Raw genomic sequence first — 17,450 nt, 5'->3', positions numbered from 1 at the left:
TTCACTGTGATGTAGGGATACTATTTTTCAAAGACTATTTCGCCAAAGTCGATTTGTTTAAGCATTAGAAATTAAGGAATTGTCCACGACTACTCTCATTGATTAAATATTTGATAATTCGTTTCACTACATAATTGGCAGCTTCCTCGATTGAAAACTTGCTTGTATCGATTTCGATTTCCGGGTTCCCAGGTGTATCATTTGTGCTCGAACTGCCTGCAAGCGGTCCATTTACATAAACTTCAATATATTCTTTGCCAATGATATCTCGCGCGGTTTCTCGGTCGTTTTCGATCGGGGAATCATTCGATACCAATGCAATAAGTCCCGCATCGTTCATCAATTTTGCAACTTCTGCTAATCGCTGCAACGATTCTCCCTGGCCATTCCCCAGTAACATGGTATGGTGGCCTGTCGATACCAACCGTTTTTCGACTTCCTTCGCAAGCGTTGATTTATCCGAAACCGTACCGGTGAACCAGAGGGTTAATGGATTCTGACCTTTTTGCTGAGCACGAACATCTCTGGTGATTTCCGTATCTAGCCGTACAGAATTGTCGGAACCTTGAACGATTTGCTCAATCACTCCGCAAGCAGATGTCATATTCGTGACACGATCGATCAGAATAAATCCGCCAATGCTTTTATTTTGTTCAAAAGAATCAATTACGATATTGTCAGATAAGGAAAACTCACATGTTGCCAATTCATTTTTGACGATATGATCCGTTGGAACCGTTTTTCCAGTATTAATTTCGATTTTATGCGTAATGGCCGTTACGGTACCTGGCAGAACCTTCGTTCCTACTTTGACCAGATAGTTTTTGCCTGGCGTCAGCACAGAATCATCCATCCAAAGAATCGTAGCTGAGAAGCTATTCGCCTCTTGGATTTGACTATCCTTTGTGAATACACAACCCCGCGAAACATCGACTTCCCGATCCAATTGAATGGTTACAGGCTGTCCAGCATAGGCATAATCGCGATCTTGGTCTCCCACGAGGATACGTTTGACTTTCGCCTTCTCATGACTAGGCAACGTTGTCAGCTCATCGCCAACCGCGATACGCCCAGCCTCAATTTGGCCTTGGAAACCACGGAATGTATGATCCGGACGGCATACACGCTGAATCGGCATCATAAATGGCTTCGTACTGTCGCTCTGATGAACGTCCACATTTTCCAAATATGGCAGCAAGGCAAGGCCTTCGTACCAAGGGGTATTTGGCGATTTTTTCGTAATGTTATCCCCTTCTGTGGCAGAAACAGGGATCACCTGAATGCTTTCAAAGTGAAACTCAGCGGTCAATTGCAAGAATTCTTGTTGGATCGCATCAAATATCTTAGGATCAAAACCGACTAAATCCATTTTGTTCACAGCTAAAACAAGATGTTTAATGCCCATAAGTGCGCAAATCCGAGTGTGGCGCTTGGTTTGGGTGATAACCCCTTTCTTTGCGTCCACAAGAATGATAGCCAGATCCGCAAAAGATGCGCCAACGGCCATGTTACGGGTATATTCTTCGTGTCCAGGCGTATCCGCTACGATGAAAGAACGGTCGTCCGTCGTAAAATACCGATAAGCCACATCAATCGTAATACCTTGCTCACGTTCGGCTAGCAGCCCGTCAAGCAGTAAGGAATAGTCAATTTTGCCGCCGCGGCTGCCCAGTCTGCTATCCAGCTCTAACGCTCTTTCCTGGTCGGCGAATAAAAGCTTGGCCTCATAAAGCATATGTCCAATTAAGGTGGATTTTCCGTCGTCTACACTTCCGCAAGTAATAAATTTAAGCAGACTTTTCATTTTAGAAATAACCCTCCCGTTTCCGTCTTTCCATACTTCCCGCCGCTTCTTGGTCAATTACCCGCGTTGTCCGTTCGGATGAGACCGCACCAAGCGTTTCTTCAATAATGGCATCTATCGTTTCCGCCTCCGACTCAGCTCCCCCTGTAAGCGGATAGCAGCCTAATGTGCGAAAGCGCATCTTCTTCATTTCAATTTTCTCATGAGGCTCGAGCTTCATGCGATCATCGTCCACCATGATGAGATGTCCGTCGCGTTCGAGTACAGGTCTTTCTTTGGCAAAATAGAGAGGCACAATATCAATGTTTTCTCTGCGAATGTATTGCCAGATGTCTTTTTCCGTCCAGTTGGATATTGGGAAAACACGGATGCTTTCTCCCTTATTGATTCTTGTATTGAAAAGTTTCCACATTTCCGGCCGTTGGTTTTTCGGATCCCAGGCATGATTCTTATTCCGGAAAGAGAAAATCCGCTCCTTCGCACGCGACTTCTCCTCGTCACGCCTTCCGCCGCCGAACGCAGCCGTAAATCCGTATTTGTCCAATCCTTCTTTCAAAGCTTGGGTTTTCATAATATCCGTATACGCGGAACCATGATCGAACGGGTTGATCCCTTGATCAATCCCTTCCTGATTGGAGTGAACAATCATCTTGATTCCGAATTCTTTTGCCTTACGATCGCGGAATTCAATCATTTCTTTGAACTTCCACGTCGTATCAATATGCATGAAAGAAAATGGCGGCTTCTCCGGATAAAAAGCTTTCAGCGCCAAATGCAGCATCACGGAACTATCCTTACCGATCGAATAAAGCATCACGGGATTTTCACATTCCGCCGCTACTTCTCGGATAATATAAATCGCTTCAGCCTCGAGTTGATCCAGATGCGTCATTTCTTGTATGGAATCAAGCATCAGTTTTTGCATGGAAAGGTGCCTCCTTTTAATTCTTACTAAATCTATCGTATTTCTTTATATCCTATCAGATTTTGGCTTTTATGCAAAGTGGAAGAAAGTAACTTCTCTAATTTTTTATCATTTTCCTCGAATATTGTCGTACTTTTTCCGAGAGCGTCACTTTCTTTAGCACAATAATCACAGTATGCAATTAAAGTTCACTTCGTCAAGCCTAAACAGTGGGTTCTTCACGTTTGAAAAAGGATTGGGTCGATAAGGATTACTTTGAAGAGCTCGTAATGTACCAAAAGCATGGGAGTCGAACCCCTGTTCATTTTTCCATGCGAAAATTAAACATTCTACTCGAAATAAATTAAAGTTTTTTCACAATAAATATTGAGGACACAACATTTCGCGTCCCCAATCAGTCCACAACCCTATTAATCTTTTACTCAATCCCCTTATAAATCGATAGAATTTACAGATTCAATATGCACCCGTATGGTGTGCACAGCCAATTGGTCCTTACATTAAGAGTGGTCGTGGTATGCATACGATTAGTTGCAATACACTTCATAACCTTCTCACCGTATCTATCGTGACGACTATGCATTGTGTTGCGATTAGTGCATTTTTATTTAAATTTCACAAAAACGTGAGAAAGCGAAGGTAGGCTAATTACACCGTTTAATGATGGTAACTAAACATTTTACGGTTCTCCCTAGTGCGTCTCTTAAAAGAAATAGGTTATAATTTAAAAGCATTATTGTACGAACAACATATTTGCAAAAAAATCGTAGGGGCATTAAAACAGTTACATGGATAAGAGATGAAAGTAGTCGTTTAATCGCCACCCACCCCCTTCTATCTTTTCATCTGCTGAGACCAAGATTGGTAAACTTCTATCATTGCCTCAAGTATTAAACGAGAATACCACATCGGAGGATTGCGTCTAGTTAACCTGTAAAATGGGTCAATCCATAGCTTTTCGCTTTTTAACGTGATATAGCAAAACGTACATTGGTAGCAAAAGAAGCATGCATTATGAGGATAAGCATTCTCCATAAGCAGTATCGGACCGGAACAGTCCCGCGACTGCTCCGCCGGTTCCGTACCTATTTTTAATACGGGAAAAGGCTGACAGGTTACGAATTAAAAGCAAAAGCACCGATCTTTTTGGATCGGTGCTCTTGCGCTTGATGGAAGCGAACCCCAGGACGGGAACAAGCTACGACAGAATAACGGCGGCTTCCACGCGGCTCAGCTCCCCGTTCGGACGGAACGTCCCGTCCGGGTAGCCTTGAATATAACCTGCTTGCAATACCCTGCTCCTGCTTGGAATCGAGGATGACCGCTGGGTTCAGAGCAGGCACTACTTTATGAACCGGCCGTAGCAGCCGCTTCAGGATCGGCTCCGGAATCAAGCGCGAGATGCCGCCAGTGCAGACTACGCGATTCCGCAGATCTTCCTGGACAACAGCAACAAACGCTGGATAACCCGCTGCATCAGGTCCAGGTAGTCCTGGTCGGTCAACGGCCGATCGTTCCGAAGCTCCTCGCACAGCATCTTATAATAAAAGGCGCCAATTTTGATTTAAAAAAGTAAAAATCCGCTCACAGAGCGGATTTTTCAGTATGGAGTTAGTTTTAGTATTTTGCTGTCAGTGAAGTCTTTTCCCAATATTTCAGATAATTATAAGGATCCTCTACGATAAATCCATTGGTTATATCATACATTCCGAAGTGCAAATGCGGATCAAAAGCACCTTCGGTACCTTCCTCCCCATAACCTGTATTCCCTACATATCCTATCAGCTGACCTTTCGTAATAGAACTGCCAATTTCTACACCAGTCGCATAAGCCGACATGTGTGCATAATAGAATGCTGTTTTTCCATCAGGTATTTTCACCGTAAGTCGCCAGCCCCCCAGTGTATTCCAACCTTTTTTGATTACCGTACCGCTATAAACACTGTAAATGGGTGTGCCTTTTACAGCCATAATATCATTACCTTCATGGTTACGTTGTTGGGTTCCATCGGCATTAAATGTTCTGCCATCCCCGAATGTATTGATAAATGAGCTATATGTACCAGGTTTCAACGGAAATAGTCCGTCTGATAGGTACGAAGGAGCTTCAACTGAACTTGCAGGCATCGAGCTGCTGGTTGAAGTATGATTGTCGGAATTCGTATTTGTCTGTACATTCAGATTGGTTGGTAAATTAATTTTCATGCCCACGTACATATTTGCCGCATTCACATTCGGATTCGCGGCTACTAAGCGGCTCCATTCGATATTTAACTTTTGACTAATCAGCCAAAAATTATCTCCAGGCTGTACAGTGTATATGTTATTAGTTGAGCTTGTGCCATTCCTGTTATTAGCTATTGTATTATCTGAATTAGTCGCATAAGTTACATTCGTCGCTGTGTTGGTGTTGGGCGTGTTCGTTATATTGATTGCATTAACAGTCCCTGCAACCGGTAAATTGATTTTCATTCCCACGTACATATTGGCAGCGTTTACATTCGGATTCGCAGCCACTAGGCGACTCCAGTCGATATTTAAACTTTTACTAATCACCCAAAAATTATCTCCAAGCTGTACAGTGTATGTATTGTTCGTTGTGTTCGTCTGGTCGGCTGCTTTTGCTTTTTCCCCAACCGGCATATTGATTTTTAATCCTTCGTAAACATTGTTCGGATTCACTTGAGGGTTCGCTGCTAACACACTGGCAAGACTGATATTAAGTCGTTGTGACACCGACCATAGCGTATCCCCTCTTTGAATAGTATACGTAGAGTAGCTCATAGCAGAAGCCATATTTCCTGTAAGCAATGAAAAGGTCAAAGCAAGACTGAACATTGTTGTTTTTTTCATAGTACCCTCCGTTGCTCTGTTTAAATGATAAAGAACCACTGTAATGATAGATTTTAATTTTTTATCACTTATTTTGATAATACTAGCACCATAGAGGTTTTTCACTATGAAAAAATTGGAAGTGATCGGCTCAATATTAATAAACTAGGGAAACAATCCATAAGCGCCACAAACTCCGCCGCCGCGTTGTTCTTTTTCAAAGTCAGGACATTACCTGGCCGCTGGGGCAGGGATGCACTCAACCCCCTTTGGGTAGCGCATTAAGGTGCTTAAATGAATAAAACCTCCCATCTCGAGAGGTTAATCGCATTAATTAGTAGATTGATTTTACTCATTATAGCGAATGACTTAAGTTTGTATGCAATAAAAAAGGAGTGGATTTCCCACAACTGCTTATAATACCATTCGTGCATCTCTTCATCAGTCCTAAAATTCGGCACGCTAGCCTCGATGTACCGCCGCCATTGAGAGTCAAACTCTTCAAATAATTGACTGCCTTCAGGCATACTCAATACAGGAACCATCTTCTGTCGGCTTGCCTAAATCATCAAAGCCTCTTTTTTTAAGTGTCCTTGACAAAGGGTCCAGATCCATCTGCTGTAGGATTGAAATCACTCTTTTTTCCCAAAGAAATCGCTAATAACTCGATATCTTCCCTGGTCAGAGGGGTAATAAGCGCTAATTCTTTCTCAAGCGCCTTTCCAATCTGCTCTCTCGCTTCTTGTAATCGTCCCAGCTGCTCCAACGTTAGCGCATAGTAATAATAGGACTCGGCATGCTTGGGCGTCTTCGCTATCACCTTGGCATACATCTCATCCGCCTCATTCAGCTGACCGAGCAAATAGTAGTTTTGTGCCAGGTTGTCCATAATCGTCAGATCGTTGTCATTAAAAGCATAAGCTTCGCGATTATACACAAGTGCTGCTTCCAGCTCGCCGCGTAAAATTTGAAAATAACCAAAGTTCCCATATACCAGCGTATTCTTATACTCCTCTGACATTTCTTGCAGATAGCTATAAGCCTCATCCCGTCTGCCCTGCAACCAATACACTGTCGCCAAATTAAGCTTTGCCTGCATGTGCATATCTCTAGCTTTCGCTTTATGAAGGACCTCGTCGAATACCTTCTCAGCCTTGCTAAGTTCCCCTGCTTTCATCAACACATAGCCATAGCCAAGCTGATGTTGAGGGAGCGCCGACTTCAAGCGATACGCTTTTTCAAGCAAAATCAATGCTCGGTCGCGATCACCCTTCATATAAGCCAGATTCCCCTTCTGCGCATATAGGACAGAACGGGAAGTGTAGCCAAAGTATCCTAGCACCAACACAATCATAACTACCCCTAACGCCCAGTTAAAATTAAACCCGATCATAATGACCGCAATCGTAACAACTATTTTAAGCAACTTTTTGATAATAGGCGACATGAATACAGCTCTCCTTTTGACTCTGATAAATCAAAATCATTGTATCAAAGAATGCTCAAAATGAGAATGCAAAGCCCCCGTGTTCACACACCAAATAAAACCCTATCCTTCCGCTTTCTGAATTCCGGCATACCCCACCATTGTGTTTTCAACTTCAATGAGATATACATCATTAGGCAGTTCCGAGCTTTCCTTCTTACTCAATACCCCTGCATGGTAGCCGGATTGCAATTCACTTAATATCGTTTGGAACTCTTGATCGAATGGTTTTTTCGAAATCGTGGGCATTACTATAGCTAATCATGTATAGCACATATATACTGTCAGTTGGAACAGTTCTCAATGCTCTGTAAAGAAACGGCCTCAGAAACATACGCTTGGTAGACCGACAGTGTTAACGACATAAAAAAGCGGCTAATCCCATAGAGGATTGACCGCCTTTTTCATCTACCTTAACCGCCTTGTAAAATAGATACCAGTATTGATCTTAGCTGGGCTGGTTTCCAATACGCCCCTGCCTCTTAGCTCTAGTGAGCAACTGTTACACCTACACCAAATCGCAAGCCTCAGCAGGCATCCAGTGCGCATCCTTGCCGTCCCACTTGACGTTACAACCTATCGGATTCGTAAGTGGCACCGTAATCTCTTTACCAGCCATAAGTTCGGCTAATGCATTTTCCAGATCGTTCACTGTAACTCTATTGGCATCCCTAGGGCTGTCCACCCCGCGTCCTGTATAAACCAGCTTCTGATTTTCATCGAATATATAGAAAAGAGGCGTCCGTAAAGCGCCATAAGCCAGCGCGGTTTCTTGGGATTCATCTCTGAGGTATACCCATGGAAATTGATGCTCTTCCATATGCGTAACCATGTGGTCAAAGGAATCCTCCGGCTTCGTGTTCGCACTATTAGCGTTAATGCCAACGAATCGCACACCTTGCTCTTTGAACCGATTGGCCGTTTCCCGAGTGATTTCATTTGAACCAATGACATAAGGGCAATGATTACATGTGAAACTTTAAATTTAGTACCATAAGTTACTTTACCGCACCTATGTACTTTTGCAAACTATCCTCAACACATTTGGCAATTAATTGTACGAATGGTTTTAAATTTTTCCCCATACTTGCTAATTCTAAAGTTTCATAATATTTCAAACGAGCATCATTTGCAGCTTTAACAATAGCCGGTGGAAATCCGTATTTCATTAAAATTAAATTCATTAAAAGTCGCGCAGTACGCCCATTACCATCAGAAAATGGATGGATGTATACAAAACGGAAATGGAATTCCGCGGCTAATTCAACTGGATGCAATTTATCTTTGTGTTCATCATACCATTGAATCAACTGTTCCATTTTTTCCGCGAGAACTGAAAAGTTTGGAGGGGTATGCCCAGAGCCTGATATCAAAACGTTGATCATCCGATATCGCCCTGCATTCTCATCGTCAATGTTTTTAAGTACTAGATGATGAATTGATTTTATGACATACTCAGTCAATTCCATGTTTCTATTTACTACATCTTGTACGTAATAAATCGCTTCTGAATGGTTAACGACTTCAAAATGCTCACGCAGCTTTTTTCCACCTATTGTTAAACCTTCTTCTAAAACCAATTTGGTTTCTAAAAGTGTTAATGTGTTACCTTCAATCGCATTAGAATTGTACGTCCATTCGACCCGATAAACTTGTTCCAAATTTCTTACAGCAGCCGCTGGCAAAGGACGTAATTCATCTAATTCACTTTTTAAAAGATCTATTTTACCAAAAGTCATATTGCCCCTCCCTTCCTACTTTTATTACCATTATATCACAGTTAAAAAGCATCCAATCCATCTTATACACTCAAACCAAGTTTTTTACCCATTAAAAATGTTCAAAATTGCACTACCATACTTCCCAACCTTTACCTTCCCAAAACCCTTTACCTCTAATAATTCATTTTCAGTTCTTGGATATTTAGCAATCATATCATCCATCTCAGCATTGTTAAAAATATAATACGCCTTGATTTGCTCCTCTCTTGATGTTTGTAGCCTGAATGTTGTCAGTTCTTCACGAAGCGTATCTTCATTTCTTCTTTGTACGTTATTAGTTGAGAGTTGATATTTTGCTTCGAAATCCATATCTATTGGAGTATTAAGCTTGATTAGCAAGCTAGCAATATCATACATATCCTTCTCTGCCAGATCATATTGATTTGCCTTATCATTGTACTTTTGACAAAGATCGAGGTACTGCGAGTGTTCTGATTCTAATTTAAAGTCAATCTCAAACTTAGAGATAATAGTAATCAAAGACTCAATGTTTTTTTCTTTTCAGGCGTGAGTTCTCTATTCATCCGACTGTATCATTTCCTTCCTTGCACTAGTTAATTTATTGTTCCACGAACTCTAGTAACTAATTCTTATTGACTATAGGCCATGTGATATAAATGAAATCATCTTATTTATAAAGTTACTCCAAATCGATCCCCAAAACACTACTACCCAAATCCAAATGCTCCCGATCCAGCGTCACGCGGACCTTACCCACACGCCGCTTCTCCCGCCATTCCTGCAGTTCTTCCTCCGTCTCCAAGCGCAGCTCCGAGACCTCTTTCGCCCTTCTCATCATATAATCCGTCGTATACAAAATCCGATAAATCCCATGCCCCGCGGGAATTATAGCATTCTCTCTTTTAACCCACTCATCCACCTCAAACACAACATAAAGCTCATCCGTCGCACCTCGACTAGAGGGAACAGCAGTTATAGCAGAGCGTGGAATAACCTTCCACTCTCTCACTTTTCCATACCACGAGATGCCCGCATCATCAGCGCCAAACAAACGAATCGACTGATACAACGCGACGTATTCTAATCTAGTCAGCACCTTATGATCCGTAATATTCCGCAAAGGCGTATGGTAAAATCCATACTCCAACGCAGCATCCAATTGAGGCTTCTTACTCAAAGCCCCAACCAATACATTTTTCCCAGACAATTTATTCCCGTAATACTCCTTCGTCCCTCGCGGCCTCGTCGTCCGCTCATAGGCCTTCTCTGGGCTATCCATAATAATCTCGTCCAGGAACTTCTCCATCAAGCTCGTCGAATTCGGCAAAAATGGAAAAGCCCCAATATTAATGAGCTCCACACTTTTATAGAACTTATGCTGCTGGAACCGCTCCTCATCATGATAGGGAAACAACACATACGCCCCAAACATGCTCCGCTCGTACTCTTTCCCCTGCCCCTCCGAATACACAATCGCATCCCGATAGCGGTGCATCGTATTGATATCATCCTCTTCCGGCCCCGGCATCCGGTACCTCTCGAAGTAAGGAGTACCCTCATAAGCAGGATTAATGCGATATTTAGCATCGAAAATGTATTTATACTCCGCCGCGGCGTCGTTCTTTTTCAAAGTTAGGACATTATCTGGTCGCTGGGACAGAGTCGGACTCCGATCCCCTTTGGGCAGCGCATTATAAAACAGCGTAAAAATCTCCCCGTTGGGCGGGTTTTTATACACCATCTTCGCCTGCTGAGACTTATCCAGTGTGACGAACAGTCCACTCCGATTGATTTTGATAATATCTTGTTTGAGCAACTCATACTTTTTGCTTAAAAGATGGTGAATCTTCAAGAAACACCAGTATTCATAGAGCTGAGCCAAATCCTTCATCGATAATCGGAAAAGATCATTCTGAATCGACAAACCTTTTAACAGCATTAAATAATAACGGTATACCTCTCGGTACCCCGAAGCCATTTGCAAAACCAGTGAAATAGACAGCTGCCTCATCTCGCCAACATCCAAAAAATCATGCTGCAACAGCCGCTGCACCTGACTCTGCATAAGATTAAGCTTCTTTGTAAGATTAGGATCTTCCACTCGACTTTTTTGAGCTAAACGCGTTTTAACATCCTTAAGCTTCTGCGCAATGCGTACAAGCACCCATTTTACGAAGCGATTCTCAGCCGTATCATAATGAACATGACGTCTAGTCTCAAGCAAATGAGTCGGTGTAAACCGCTGGCCCTTTACCTCAATGACCCCATTCAACGGATCCTTGGCTAAAAGATGTGGGCGCTTGGCTAGGAAGGCAATGTTCTCTTTCCCGGCTCTTTTCACACGTGCAGCGTCTACCAGGCGATTCTCGCTTTGAAGCTTAGAATGTGGCGATAATTTGATTCTCTCAACAGCCTGCACAAGCTGCGTAAATACATGCTGCAAAATCGTAAAATACTCCGTCAAACTCTGATGATTCGTTTCTTTTAACCCTGTAAGGTTGTACGTTTTACGTAGAAAATCGAAGGAAAGATTATAAATCTGTTCGTTAACATCGTTAAGAATCATTTGATAGTCGTTCTTATAATCGATTTTCGATGGAAAAATCTCTAACTGGAGACGAAAAATAGCCTCACCATTCAATCGAATCTCAAGTTCAGAGAGTCCCACTTCATTTTGAAAATTAAGAATCCCTGATAAAATCATCTTCCCCAGCGGCTTAATCGCCTGTCTCACATGGATATTGTCGTGGTGAAAGGTTAAGGGGACATCCTCCTTCTTTTCAATGACCAGTTCATAGGCCTGCGTTTCATAAAAAGTCGGCATACACACATCGCCCGAACTCCAACTTGTCATCGCCCTGTGTTCATGAGAGAAAACAGAAATAGAATCTATGACCAACGAATCCACCAGCGGCGCAGCGTGAAAATGGGCATCTACCCACTCCTCATCCACATTACGATGGAGATTCAAAGTTTCGACCGTGGGATGGAACGGCTTGCCCTGAATATAGAGATTGAACAGATTCGTCTCGATTCGCAGCAATTCCGTGCTTTGATTAAGAGAGCCAGTATGAGGTAAAGCCATCTTCTTCTAACCTCCGTAGCATGAAGGCGATTTTCCTTGCGCTTTGTGGATATTTGGATGCTGCTAATGTCTCTGGAGAGAGGTAAAGCTTAGAGGCATCCTCCATATACTCCATAATAGGTAAGCTACGATCCTGAGCCACCTGCATCAATTGAAGCAAAGCTTTTTTCACAGACGAATTACTCCCTTGAATACGAGGCAAAATCTTCTGCAACAACTGCATATCGAATGCCGCTTCCTTACTGAGCAAAGCAAACCGATCATTATAAATCATGTAAAAACAGACCGCATCCCGGATCCGAAACCCTACGTGCGAATGAATCTGCTCCAAAATCCCATTGATTTTCACCAATAACTCAGTCGTCTCTTCCGTTAACTGCTTATAGTCACGATATACATCTACCAATTGCAAATATTCGCTTCGCAATAAGGAATTAGGAGGAACAGCAGCACCTTCAGTAGTCGGCATCCCTTCACCCGTTGGATATTGACCAAGATCAATGTAATTAAACTCGATCGTGTTGGCGCGGTCTAATACCTTTTTGCTAAAAGGATGCGTTGTCTCATCCATATTCACCGTTCCAACGATGTACACATTGTCTGGCAGATGTAGGTTGCCGTACACCAATTTCCCACACTTATCTATCAATGCTATATTCAGTTTCGTAATAATGTTTTGCAAGAGAGCCTGAGAAAATGACGGAAAAAATGCAGGGTAGTGCTGGATGAAAAGGCTTGATCAAACTACCAAAGAGCCTGCAAGATTGGAGGAAAACCATGAATAGTAAGGTTTCTGGCGCCGTGGCGATGATTCGAAACTCTCCTGCATTTTTCTACCCTGACGAAAAAAACGAGTGACATCTGGGAAATTCTCCGGATATAACTCATTTTTTTGTGGGATCTATTCTTGCGTTGTCCTTTATGGGTTCTCTAGTTCTTTCAAGGCTGTATTGCGATTTTGTTAGGAATTTGTTTGTTATATCAAAGATTTATTTGTTTGTTACATCATTCCGAACTAACAGCGCAACGGACTCCACATGTGTTGAGGTGACAGGGAGTACAAATATAAATGAATGGCATTTGCTCAGTACTGAAAAATTTTAAATAATAGTCTCGCTATATTTGTACGTTTTAACTATACTATATACTGGAAGAAGATGTATTAAGCCTACACTTGGAGGGTTGTATGGAATTAAGAAATGTAATAGATGAACTTTTAAATAATAAGAACCCTTCCTCATCATATGCGATGATTGAAACTTTAATTTTTAAAGTATTAAGCAAATATTGCGAAGATGATAATAAAGAACTCATAACAAACTATATGCTCAAAAGCGTTGCTTCAAAAAGCATGTTTGAATTTGATGCGTATGCACCGAATGGAATTAATGATTATGTAGGTGCAACTGTATTTGAGATAAAAGCTTATAGAAACAAGAGCATGTTTCTAAGAAGATTTCACGAATTTTACTATAGACTGATAAAGGCAATTAAATATTCAGAATTGAATATAAAAAACTTAATATTTATTACTACGTTAGAACTTACTGAAGAAGAAAAATCTAATATTTTTATTCAACTTGAAAAAGACAGTGAAATAAATATTGATTTATGGGATTCAAACTATCTTCAATCTATGTTTGATAAATACCCTGATGTCGTTTCAAAAACGATAGAAAATATTTCTGAACTAATATTAAATAATCATGTTTTTGAAGGCATCAATAAAGAGGAGTCTTATTACAATGAAAGTCAAAGAGATAAACTTATTGATAATCTTAGAAATTGTTTCTTTGACGATGAACTAGTCTTATTTTTAGGAGCGGGAGTTTCAAGGGATGCCAAAATCCCAATGTGGGATAACCTGGTATCAGATTTATTGGTGTCATTACTAAGTAATAAACTTAAAGAGTTTAATATCAATTTATCTGATTATGAAAGAGATTATATTATTCAGGAACTAAAAGACTCAAATGGAAACTCCCCATTACTTATCGCACGATATATTCGAAAAGGACTACAGGAATTATTTAATGAAACATTAACTCAAATTTTATATAAGACTTGTGTTAATGAATCCAAATTGTTAACTGCTATCACCAAATTATGTAAACCAGTGAGGAATGGAGTTGGCATACGAGGTGTAGTAAATTATAATTTTGACGATTTAATAGAGTATAACTTCGAAAAACATGATATTAGTCATCGTGCCATTTTTCGAGAGGGGGATATTCCTACAAAGGATGAATTAGGAGTATGCCATGTCCATGGTTTTTTACCGAGGGATGGAAAGAATTATACTAATTTAGCTAAAAGTCTGTTGGTTTTCTCTGAGGAAGGTTATCACAACTTAATGCTAGACCCCTATAGTTGGTCAAATTTAATCCAACTAAATTATCTCAGAGAGAATACATGCCTTTTTATTGGGTTATCTTTGACAGACCCTAATTTAAGGAGATTACTAGACATTGCTTCAAGAAAGCAGGAAAGCGATATTTGTAAACACTATGCTATCTTAAGGAGAGAATTGTATCACAAGAAAGACTCAAATCATTCCAATATTAACTTGAGAAACATTCAAAAGTTTGATACAGTCAATCAGAAATTACAAGAAGAATATTATAAAGAATTGGGACTAAACGTAATTTGGGTTGATGACTATAACGAGATACCTAGTATTCTCGAGAAAATTAGAATATAGTTTATAATAATATGAAGTTCTTTGTTTTGCTTTTTTACTATAGCAACGATAACCCCCACTGAGGGGGTTATTTGATTTGGTTTCATCATATTAATATCTCTATTACCAACCACTCAGTACCTGATGACTTAATTACTCTTTTTCCTTTTAAAGTTTACCCTTGTTTTTTCTCCACGTAAATATTTCAAATTTAGTTATTCTGTAACTTAATTATGTAGATTACTATTACCTATTTTTTATATATCTTTCCCTTCTGAATTTAAAGAATCACTAGATACCCTCATTTTATTTCCTCAGGATGTTATCTTCGTTTTCTCGCGTTATTTACAGATATTTGCGGTTGAAAATCTTTGCCCACCCTTTGTTAAGCCATGACATTCTTCTTCTTATAATATTATCGACCAAATCTAAGGGGTGTTATCATGATAATCCGAAGCGACAGGTTGATGACGATTGATGAAGTGGCCCGTTAGATGTCCTGATTGTGGAAGTAGTATCCAATTCAAACTGGACAGACGGTAGGGTGCATATGTCTCTGGCGGCTATGTGAAGTACACTTCCTCTTATTGCTCTTCCCACATCATTGAGGAGAAGGTGCTCCTACTGGCTGTTAAAGATGACCTGAAAACATTGATAAAGGATTCGTTGAAGATTGAGAATCTCTACGGAATTGCAGAAGAAAAAGCCGTAGCACTTCAATCTCACATCCAAAAGGAACTGAAACGCATTGAGAAGCAGTTAGCTGAACTGGATAAACGGTTTGATAGATTGCTTACTCTACATGTTGAAGGGGCTATTACAACCGAGCAGTTCAAGCATCAGAACGAACGTGAACCCTGAAACAACAAGAATTGATGAGTAAGAAAGCTGACCTCATTGTTGCTTCAGAGCAAGGAAATAACCTCAAAGAACGCAAAGAAGCCTTTAAGAAGGAAGTTGAAAGCTTCACAGTCCTTAACATTGGCGATGAGCAGGTATTGAAGCAAATCCTTCAGAGGCTTATCCAATCAATCGAAGTATTTGAGGGTGGAAAGATTAAAATAAACTACAATCTATCCAACCCTCTTCCCCTCGTAATTAATGTACAGTTTATTGAACTGTATCTTTTCTTTCAAGTCTCACTGTACACTCCACATGTGTGGAATATTTATTAATGACAGCTAAATGATGTTGGCAGTATTCGCTTACTGACCTTAATTCATAATTATTTGTTCACTAACCCATTAGATATTCTCAAATGTTGTTCATAAGTATGTGTACTGTTACTGTAACTCTTCTCATGAATGCACAGGACTTCTTCTCAATACTTGATTCACTATATAATTAGCATTAGCAGTTCTATCAAAATAATCTGAATGCCATCCTTCGTTACTTGAGTTATCAATTGTAATAAGATCAGAAGTAAAATGGTATCTTGAGCTAGAAAAAGGTACAACTCCATCATGTTCAATACCTTTAAAAACAAGATAGTCAAGTGTTCTCTTTTTTATCCTGTCGAAAATAGTTTCATTATTACCGATCCTATAGCCAATAGAAAAAGCATCCCCAGATATATTTAACCTCAAGTTAGGAGTGTTCAAAGATTGTAGAAATTTGGAACCAACTGTCATATCTCGTAAACCAGCTGAAAACTTAAATCTAAAAATATCAGTAAATAATTCCTCAAGTTTCTTTATTGAGTCAAAGAAAAGCTCTCTATCAATGTACACATCTTTTAAAATACAACAAATGTACAATGCAATTTTACTACTACTATACACTTCTTCTACCAATTCAGTAATGGGTGTCCCAGCATGGGGAGAGCCTGCACTGACGTAATTCCTAATACTATGGCGTTGTACATTCTCTTCATTTAAATCAAATTGTATCATGCTCCTTGTAACTAAGCCGCCTTCGCTATGTGCAAATATATCTAAAATTTTCTGAGGTTTTAATAGTCCAGAATGCTGTAATACACGCCTAAGTTCGGCGCCATTTTTTAAAATCCCTTCCCGATTAGGTGGATAGCTGAAGCCAAATACCTTTTGGTATTCCCCTGAAGAACACAGCGCTTTCTTTAGCGCTTCGAAATTCTCTTCAGTATGGGACGCAAATCCGTGTACGATTAACGCCATCGGTTTATCAATTGATAGATCTCTTGGTGCTTCATCTATACTAATAATTCTATCTTTTATCGTGTCACCATCTTTAATAATTTCGTAATACCGTGGATTATATCGGCCTATTATACTTTTAACCTTTTTCCCAATACCTTTTATAAAAAGAAATATCTTTTTAATTCTATCTTTCATCTTCGTTATATCTGTAGATATATACTTCAATGAAAACTTCTGATCTTCAATAAATAATTCCTTTGGCAAGTCAAACTTTTCCTTATTACTATCGTCATAATTTCCACTATCCATATCATTTTTCTCTAAATCCAGTTCATGTATTGCTTCTATATCATTTGACAAATGGAAAAAAATAGTTTCGTTATCCCCCAACTTTTCTTGTACATGTTTATTAAAGCTATTCTTTTGTTGATCGAGTAGAGATTCTAAAGAGACAAGAAAAAAGGGAAGTTGTCTTACCCTAAATGCTGCTTTTGCCTCTTTTAAAAAATCAATCAATATTGTTGGTAATTTTGTCAATGACTCAAGTTCCTTCAAGGGAAGTTCCCTACTAATAGTATAGAATTTTTCCTCTTTAATAGTACTAAATACCTTTTCATGTCTAATAATTTCCTCAGAATTTGATTCTTCATAATAACGAGTACTTTTTTTCAATTCTGATGCAGTTGAAGAATAGAATGCAATTTTCATATACTCCTCCAATAAATACTCTTAATTAATACTTTATGCCCGCCATCAAATACATTTATTATTATAAAGCA

13 protein-coding genes and 1 pseudogene are annotated in these 17,450 nt (G+C 40.0%); 2 read left to right on the top strand and 12 right to left on the bottom strand.

Features of this window, described 5'->3' with window-relative positions:
* Positions 1 to 64: 64 nt before the first annotated feature.
* The 11 genes and pseudogenes from QFZ78_RS26610 to QFZ78_RS26560 all read right to left on the bottom strand — a co-directional run bounded on the left by QFZ78_RS26610 (position 65) and on the right by QFZ78_RS26560 (position 12,499).
* Positions 65 to 1,804, bottom strand: a complete 1,740-nt coding sequence (locus tag QFZ78_RS26610; RefSeq protein WP_307552058.1) for a GTP-binding protein — start codon at positions 1,802 to 1,804, stop codon at positions 65 to 67.
* A gap of 1 nt (position 1,805) precedes the next feature.
* A complete protein-coding gene (cysD, locus tag QFZ78_RS26605; protein ID WP_307552057.1) occupies positions 1,806 to 2,729 on the bottom strand; it encodes a sulfate adenylyltransferase subunit CysD in 924 nt (307 codons plus the stop codon).
* A 1,115-nt stretch (positions 2,730 to 3,844) separates the two neighbouring features.
* On the bottom strand, positions 3,845 to 4,261 hold the full coding sequence (locus QFZ78_RS38780; protein ID WP_483874832.1) for a hypothetical protein: 417 nt from the start codon (positions 4,259 to 4,261) through the stop codon (positions 3,845 to 3,847).
* Positions 4,262 to 4,346: 85 nt separating this feature from the next.
* Positions 4,347 to 5,582 carry a LysM peptidoglycan-binding domain-containing protein gene (locus tag QFZ78_RS26595; RefSeq protein ID WP_307552055.1) on the bottom strand — a complete coding sequence of 412 codons (1,236 nt, stop codon included), beginning with the start codon at positions 5,580 to 5,582 and terminating at the stop codon, positions 4,347 to 4,349.
* A gap of 562 nt (positions 5,583 to 6,144) precedes the next feature.
* Positions 6,145 to 7,008, bottom strand: coding sequence for a tetratricopeptide repeat protein (locus QFZ78_RS26590; protein WP_307552054.1), 864 nt, complete (start codon positions 7,006 to 7,008; stop codon positions 6,145 to 6,147).
* A 102-nt stretch (positions 7,009 to 7,110) separates the two neighbouring features.
* Positions 7,111 to 7,296, bottom strand: a complete 186-nt coding sequence (locus tag QFZ78_RS26585) for a hypothetical protein (protein WP_307552053.1) — start codon at positions 7,294 to 7,296, stop codon at positions 7,111 to 7,113.
* Positions 7,297 to 7,555: 259 nt separating this feature from the next.
* Positions 7,556 to 8,023, bottom strand: a pseudogene (locus tag QFZ78_RS26580) (thioredoxin family protein); the annotation flags it as partial.
* A gap of 22 nt (positions 8,024 to 8,045) precedes the next feature.
* The gene (locus QFZ78_RS26575; protein WP_307552052.1) at positions 8,046 to 8,786 is read right to left on the bottom strand and encodes a Fic family protein; all 741 of its coding nucleotides are present in this window, start codon (positions 8,784 to 8,786) and stop codon (positions 8,046 to 8,048) included.
* Positions 8,787 to 8,870: 84 nt separating this feature from the next.
* Positions 8,871 to 9,308, bottom strand: coding sequence for an HRDC domain-containing protein (locus QFZ78_RS26570; protein WP_307552051.1), 438 nt, complete (start codon positions 9,306 to 9,308; stop codon positions 8,871 to 8,873).
* 160 nt (positions 9,309 to 9,468) lie between these two features.
* A complete protein-coding gene (locus tag QFZ78_RS26565) occupies positions 9,469 to 11,874 on the bottom strand; it encodes a restriction endonuclease-like protein (protein WP_307552050.1) in 2,406 nt (801 codons plus the stop codon).
* Positions 11,846 to 12,499, bottom strand: coding sequence for a hypothetical protein (locus tag QFZ78_RS26560; protein WP_307552048.1), 654 nt, complete (start codon positions 12,497 to 12,499; stop codon positions 11,846 to 11,848). The genes QFZ78_RS26565 and QFZ78_RS26560 overlap by 29 nt, the downstream gene beginning before the upstream one ends.
* Positions 12,500 to 13,060: 561 nt before the next feature.
* Here QFZ78_RS26560 and QFZ78_RS26555 point away from each other — a divergent pair.
* Both QFZ78_RS26555 and QFZ78_RS26550 read left to right on the top strand, forming a co-directional pair.
* Positions 13,061 to 14,575, top strand: coding sequence for an SIR2 family protein (locus QFZ78_RS26555; RefSeq protein ID WP_307552045.1), 1,515 nt, complete (start codon positions 13,061 to 13,063; stop codon positions 14,573 to 14,575).
* 546 nt (positions 14,576 to 15,121) lie between these two features.
* Positions 15,122 to 15,415, top strand: coding sequence for a hypothetical protein (locus QFZ78_RS26550; protein WP_307552044.1), 294 nt, complete (start codon positions 15,122 to 15,124; stop codon positions 15,413 to 15,415).
* Between the two features lie 437 nt (positions 15,416 to 15,852).
* Here the strand turns inward: QFZ78_RS26550 and QFZ78_RS26545 are convergent, their stop codons facing one another.
* The gene (locus QFZ78_RS26545; RefSeq protein ID WP_307552043.1) at positions 15,853 to 17,379 is read right to left on the bottom strand and encodes an esterase/lipase family protein; all 1,527 of its coding nucleotides are present in this window, start codon (positions 17,377 to 17,379) and stop codon (positions 15,853 to 15,855) included.
* Positions 17,380 to 17,450: the final 71 nt, after the last annotated feature.

It is taken from the genome of Paenibacillus sp. V4I5 (genome assembly GCF_030817255.1).
In the GTDB taxonomy this organism is placed as follows: Bacteria; Bacillota; Bacilli; order Paenibacillales; family NBRC-103111; genus Paenibacillus_E.
Note: the sequence above shows the minus strand (reverse complement) of the source record. Positions and strands in the feature narration are given on the sequence as shown.

Coding starts and splice junctions, on each gene's coding strand:
- QFZ78_RS26610 (WP_307552058.1), bottom strand. CDS start 1,804: ATGAAAAGTCTGCTTAAATTTATTACTTGCGGAAGTGTAGACGACGGA.
- QFZ78_RS26590 (WP_307552054.1), bottom strand. CDS start 7,008: ATGTCGCCTATTATCAAAAAGTTGCTTAAAATAGTTGTTACGATTGCG.
- QFZ78_RS26585 (WP_307552053.1), bottom strand. CDS start 7,296: ATGCCCACGATTTCGAAAAAACCATTCGATCAAGAGTTCCAAACGATA.
- QFZ78_RS26575 (WP_307552052.1), bottom strand. CDS start 8,786: ATGACTTTTGGTAAAATAGATCTTTTAAAAAGTGAATTAGATGAATTA.
- cysD (WP_307552057.1), bottom strand. CDS start 2,729: ATGCAAAAACTGATGCTTGATTCCATACAAGAAATGACGCATCTGGAT.
- QFZ78_RS26555 (WP_307552045.1), top strand. CDS start 13,061: ATGGAATTAAGAAATGTAATAGATGAACTTTTAAATAATAAGAACCCT.
- QFZ78_RS26545 (WP_307552043.1), bottom strand. CDS start 17,379: ATGAAAATTGCATTCTATTCTTCAACTGCATCAGAATTGAAAAAAAGT.
- QFZ78_RS26565 (WP_307552050.1), bottom strand. CDS start 11,874: ATGGCTTTACCTCATACTGGCTCTCTTAATCAAAGCACGGAATTGCTG.
- QFZ78_RS26595 (WP_307552055.1), bottom strand. CDS start 5,582: ATGAAAAAAACAACAATGTTCAGTCTTGCTTTGACCTTTTCATTGCTT.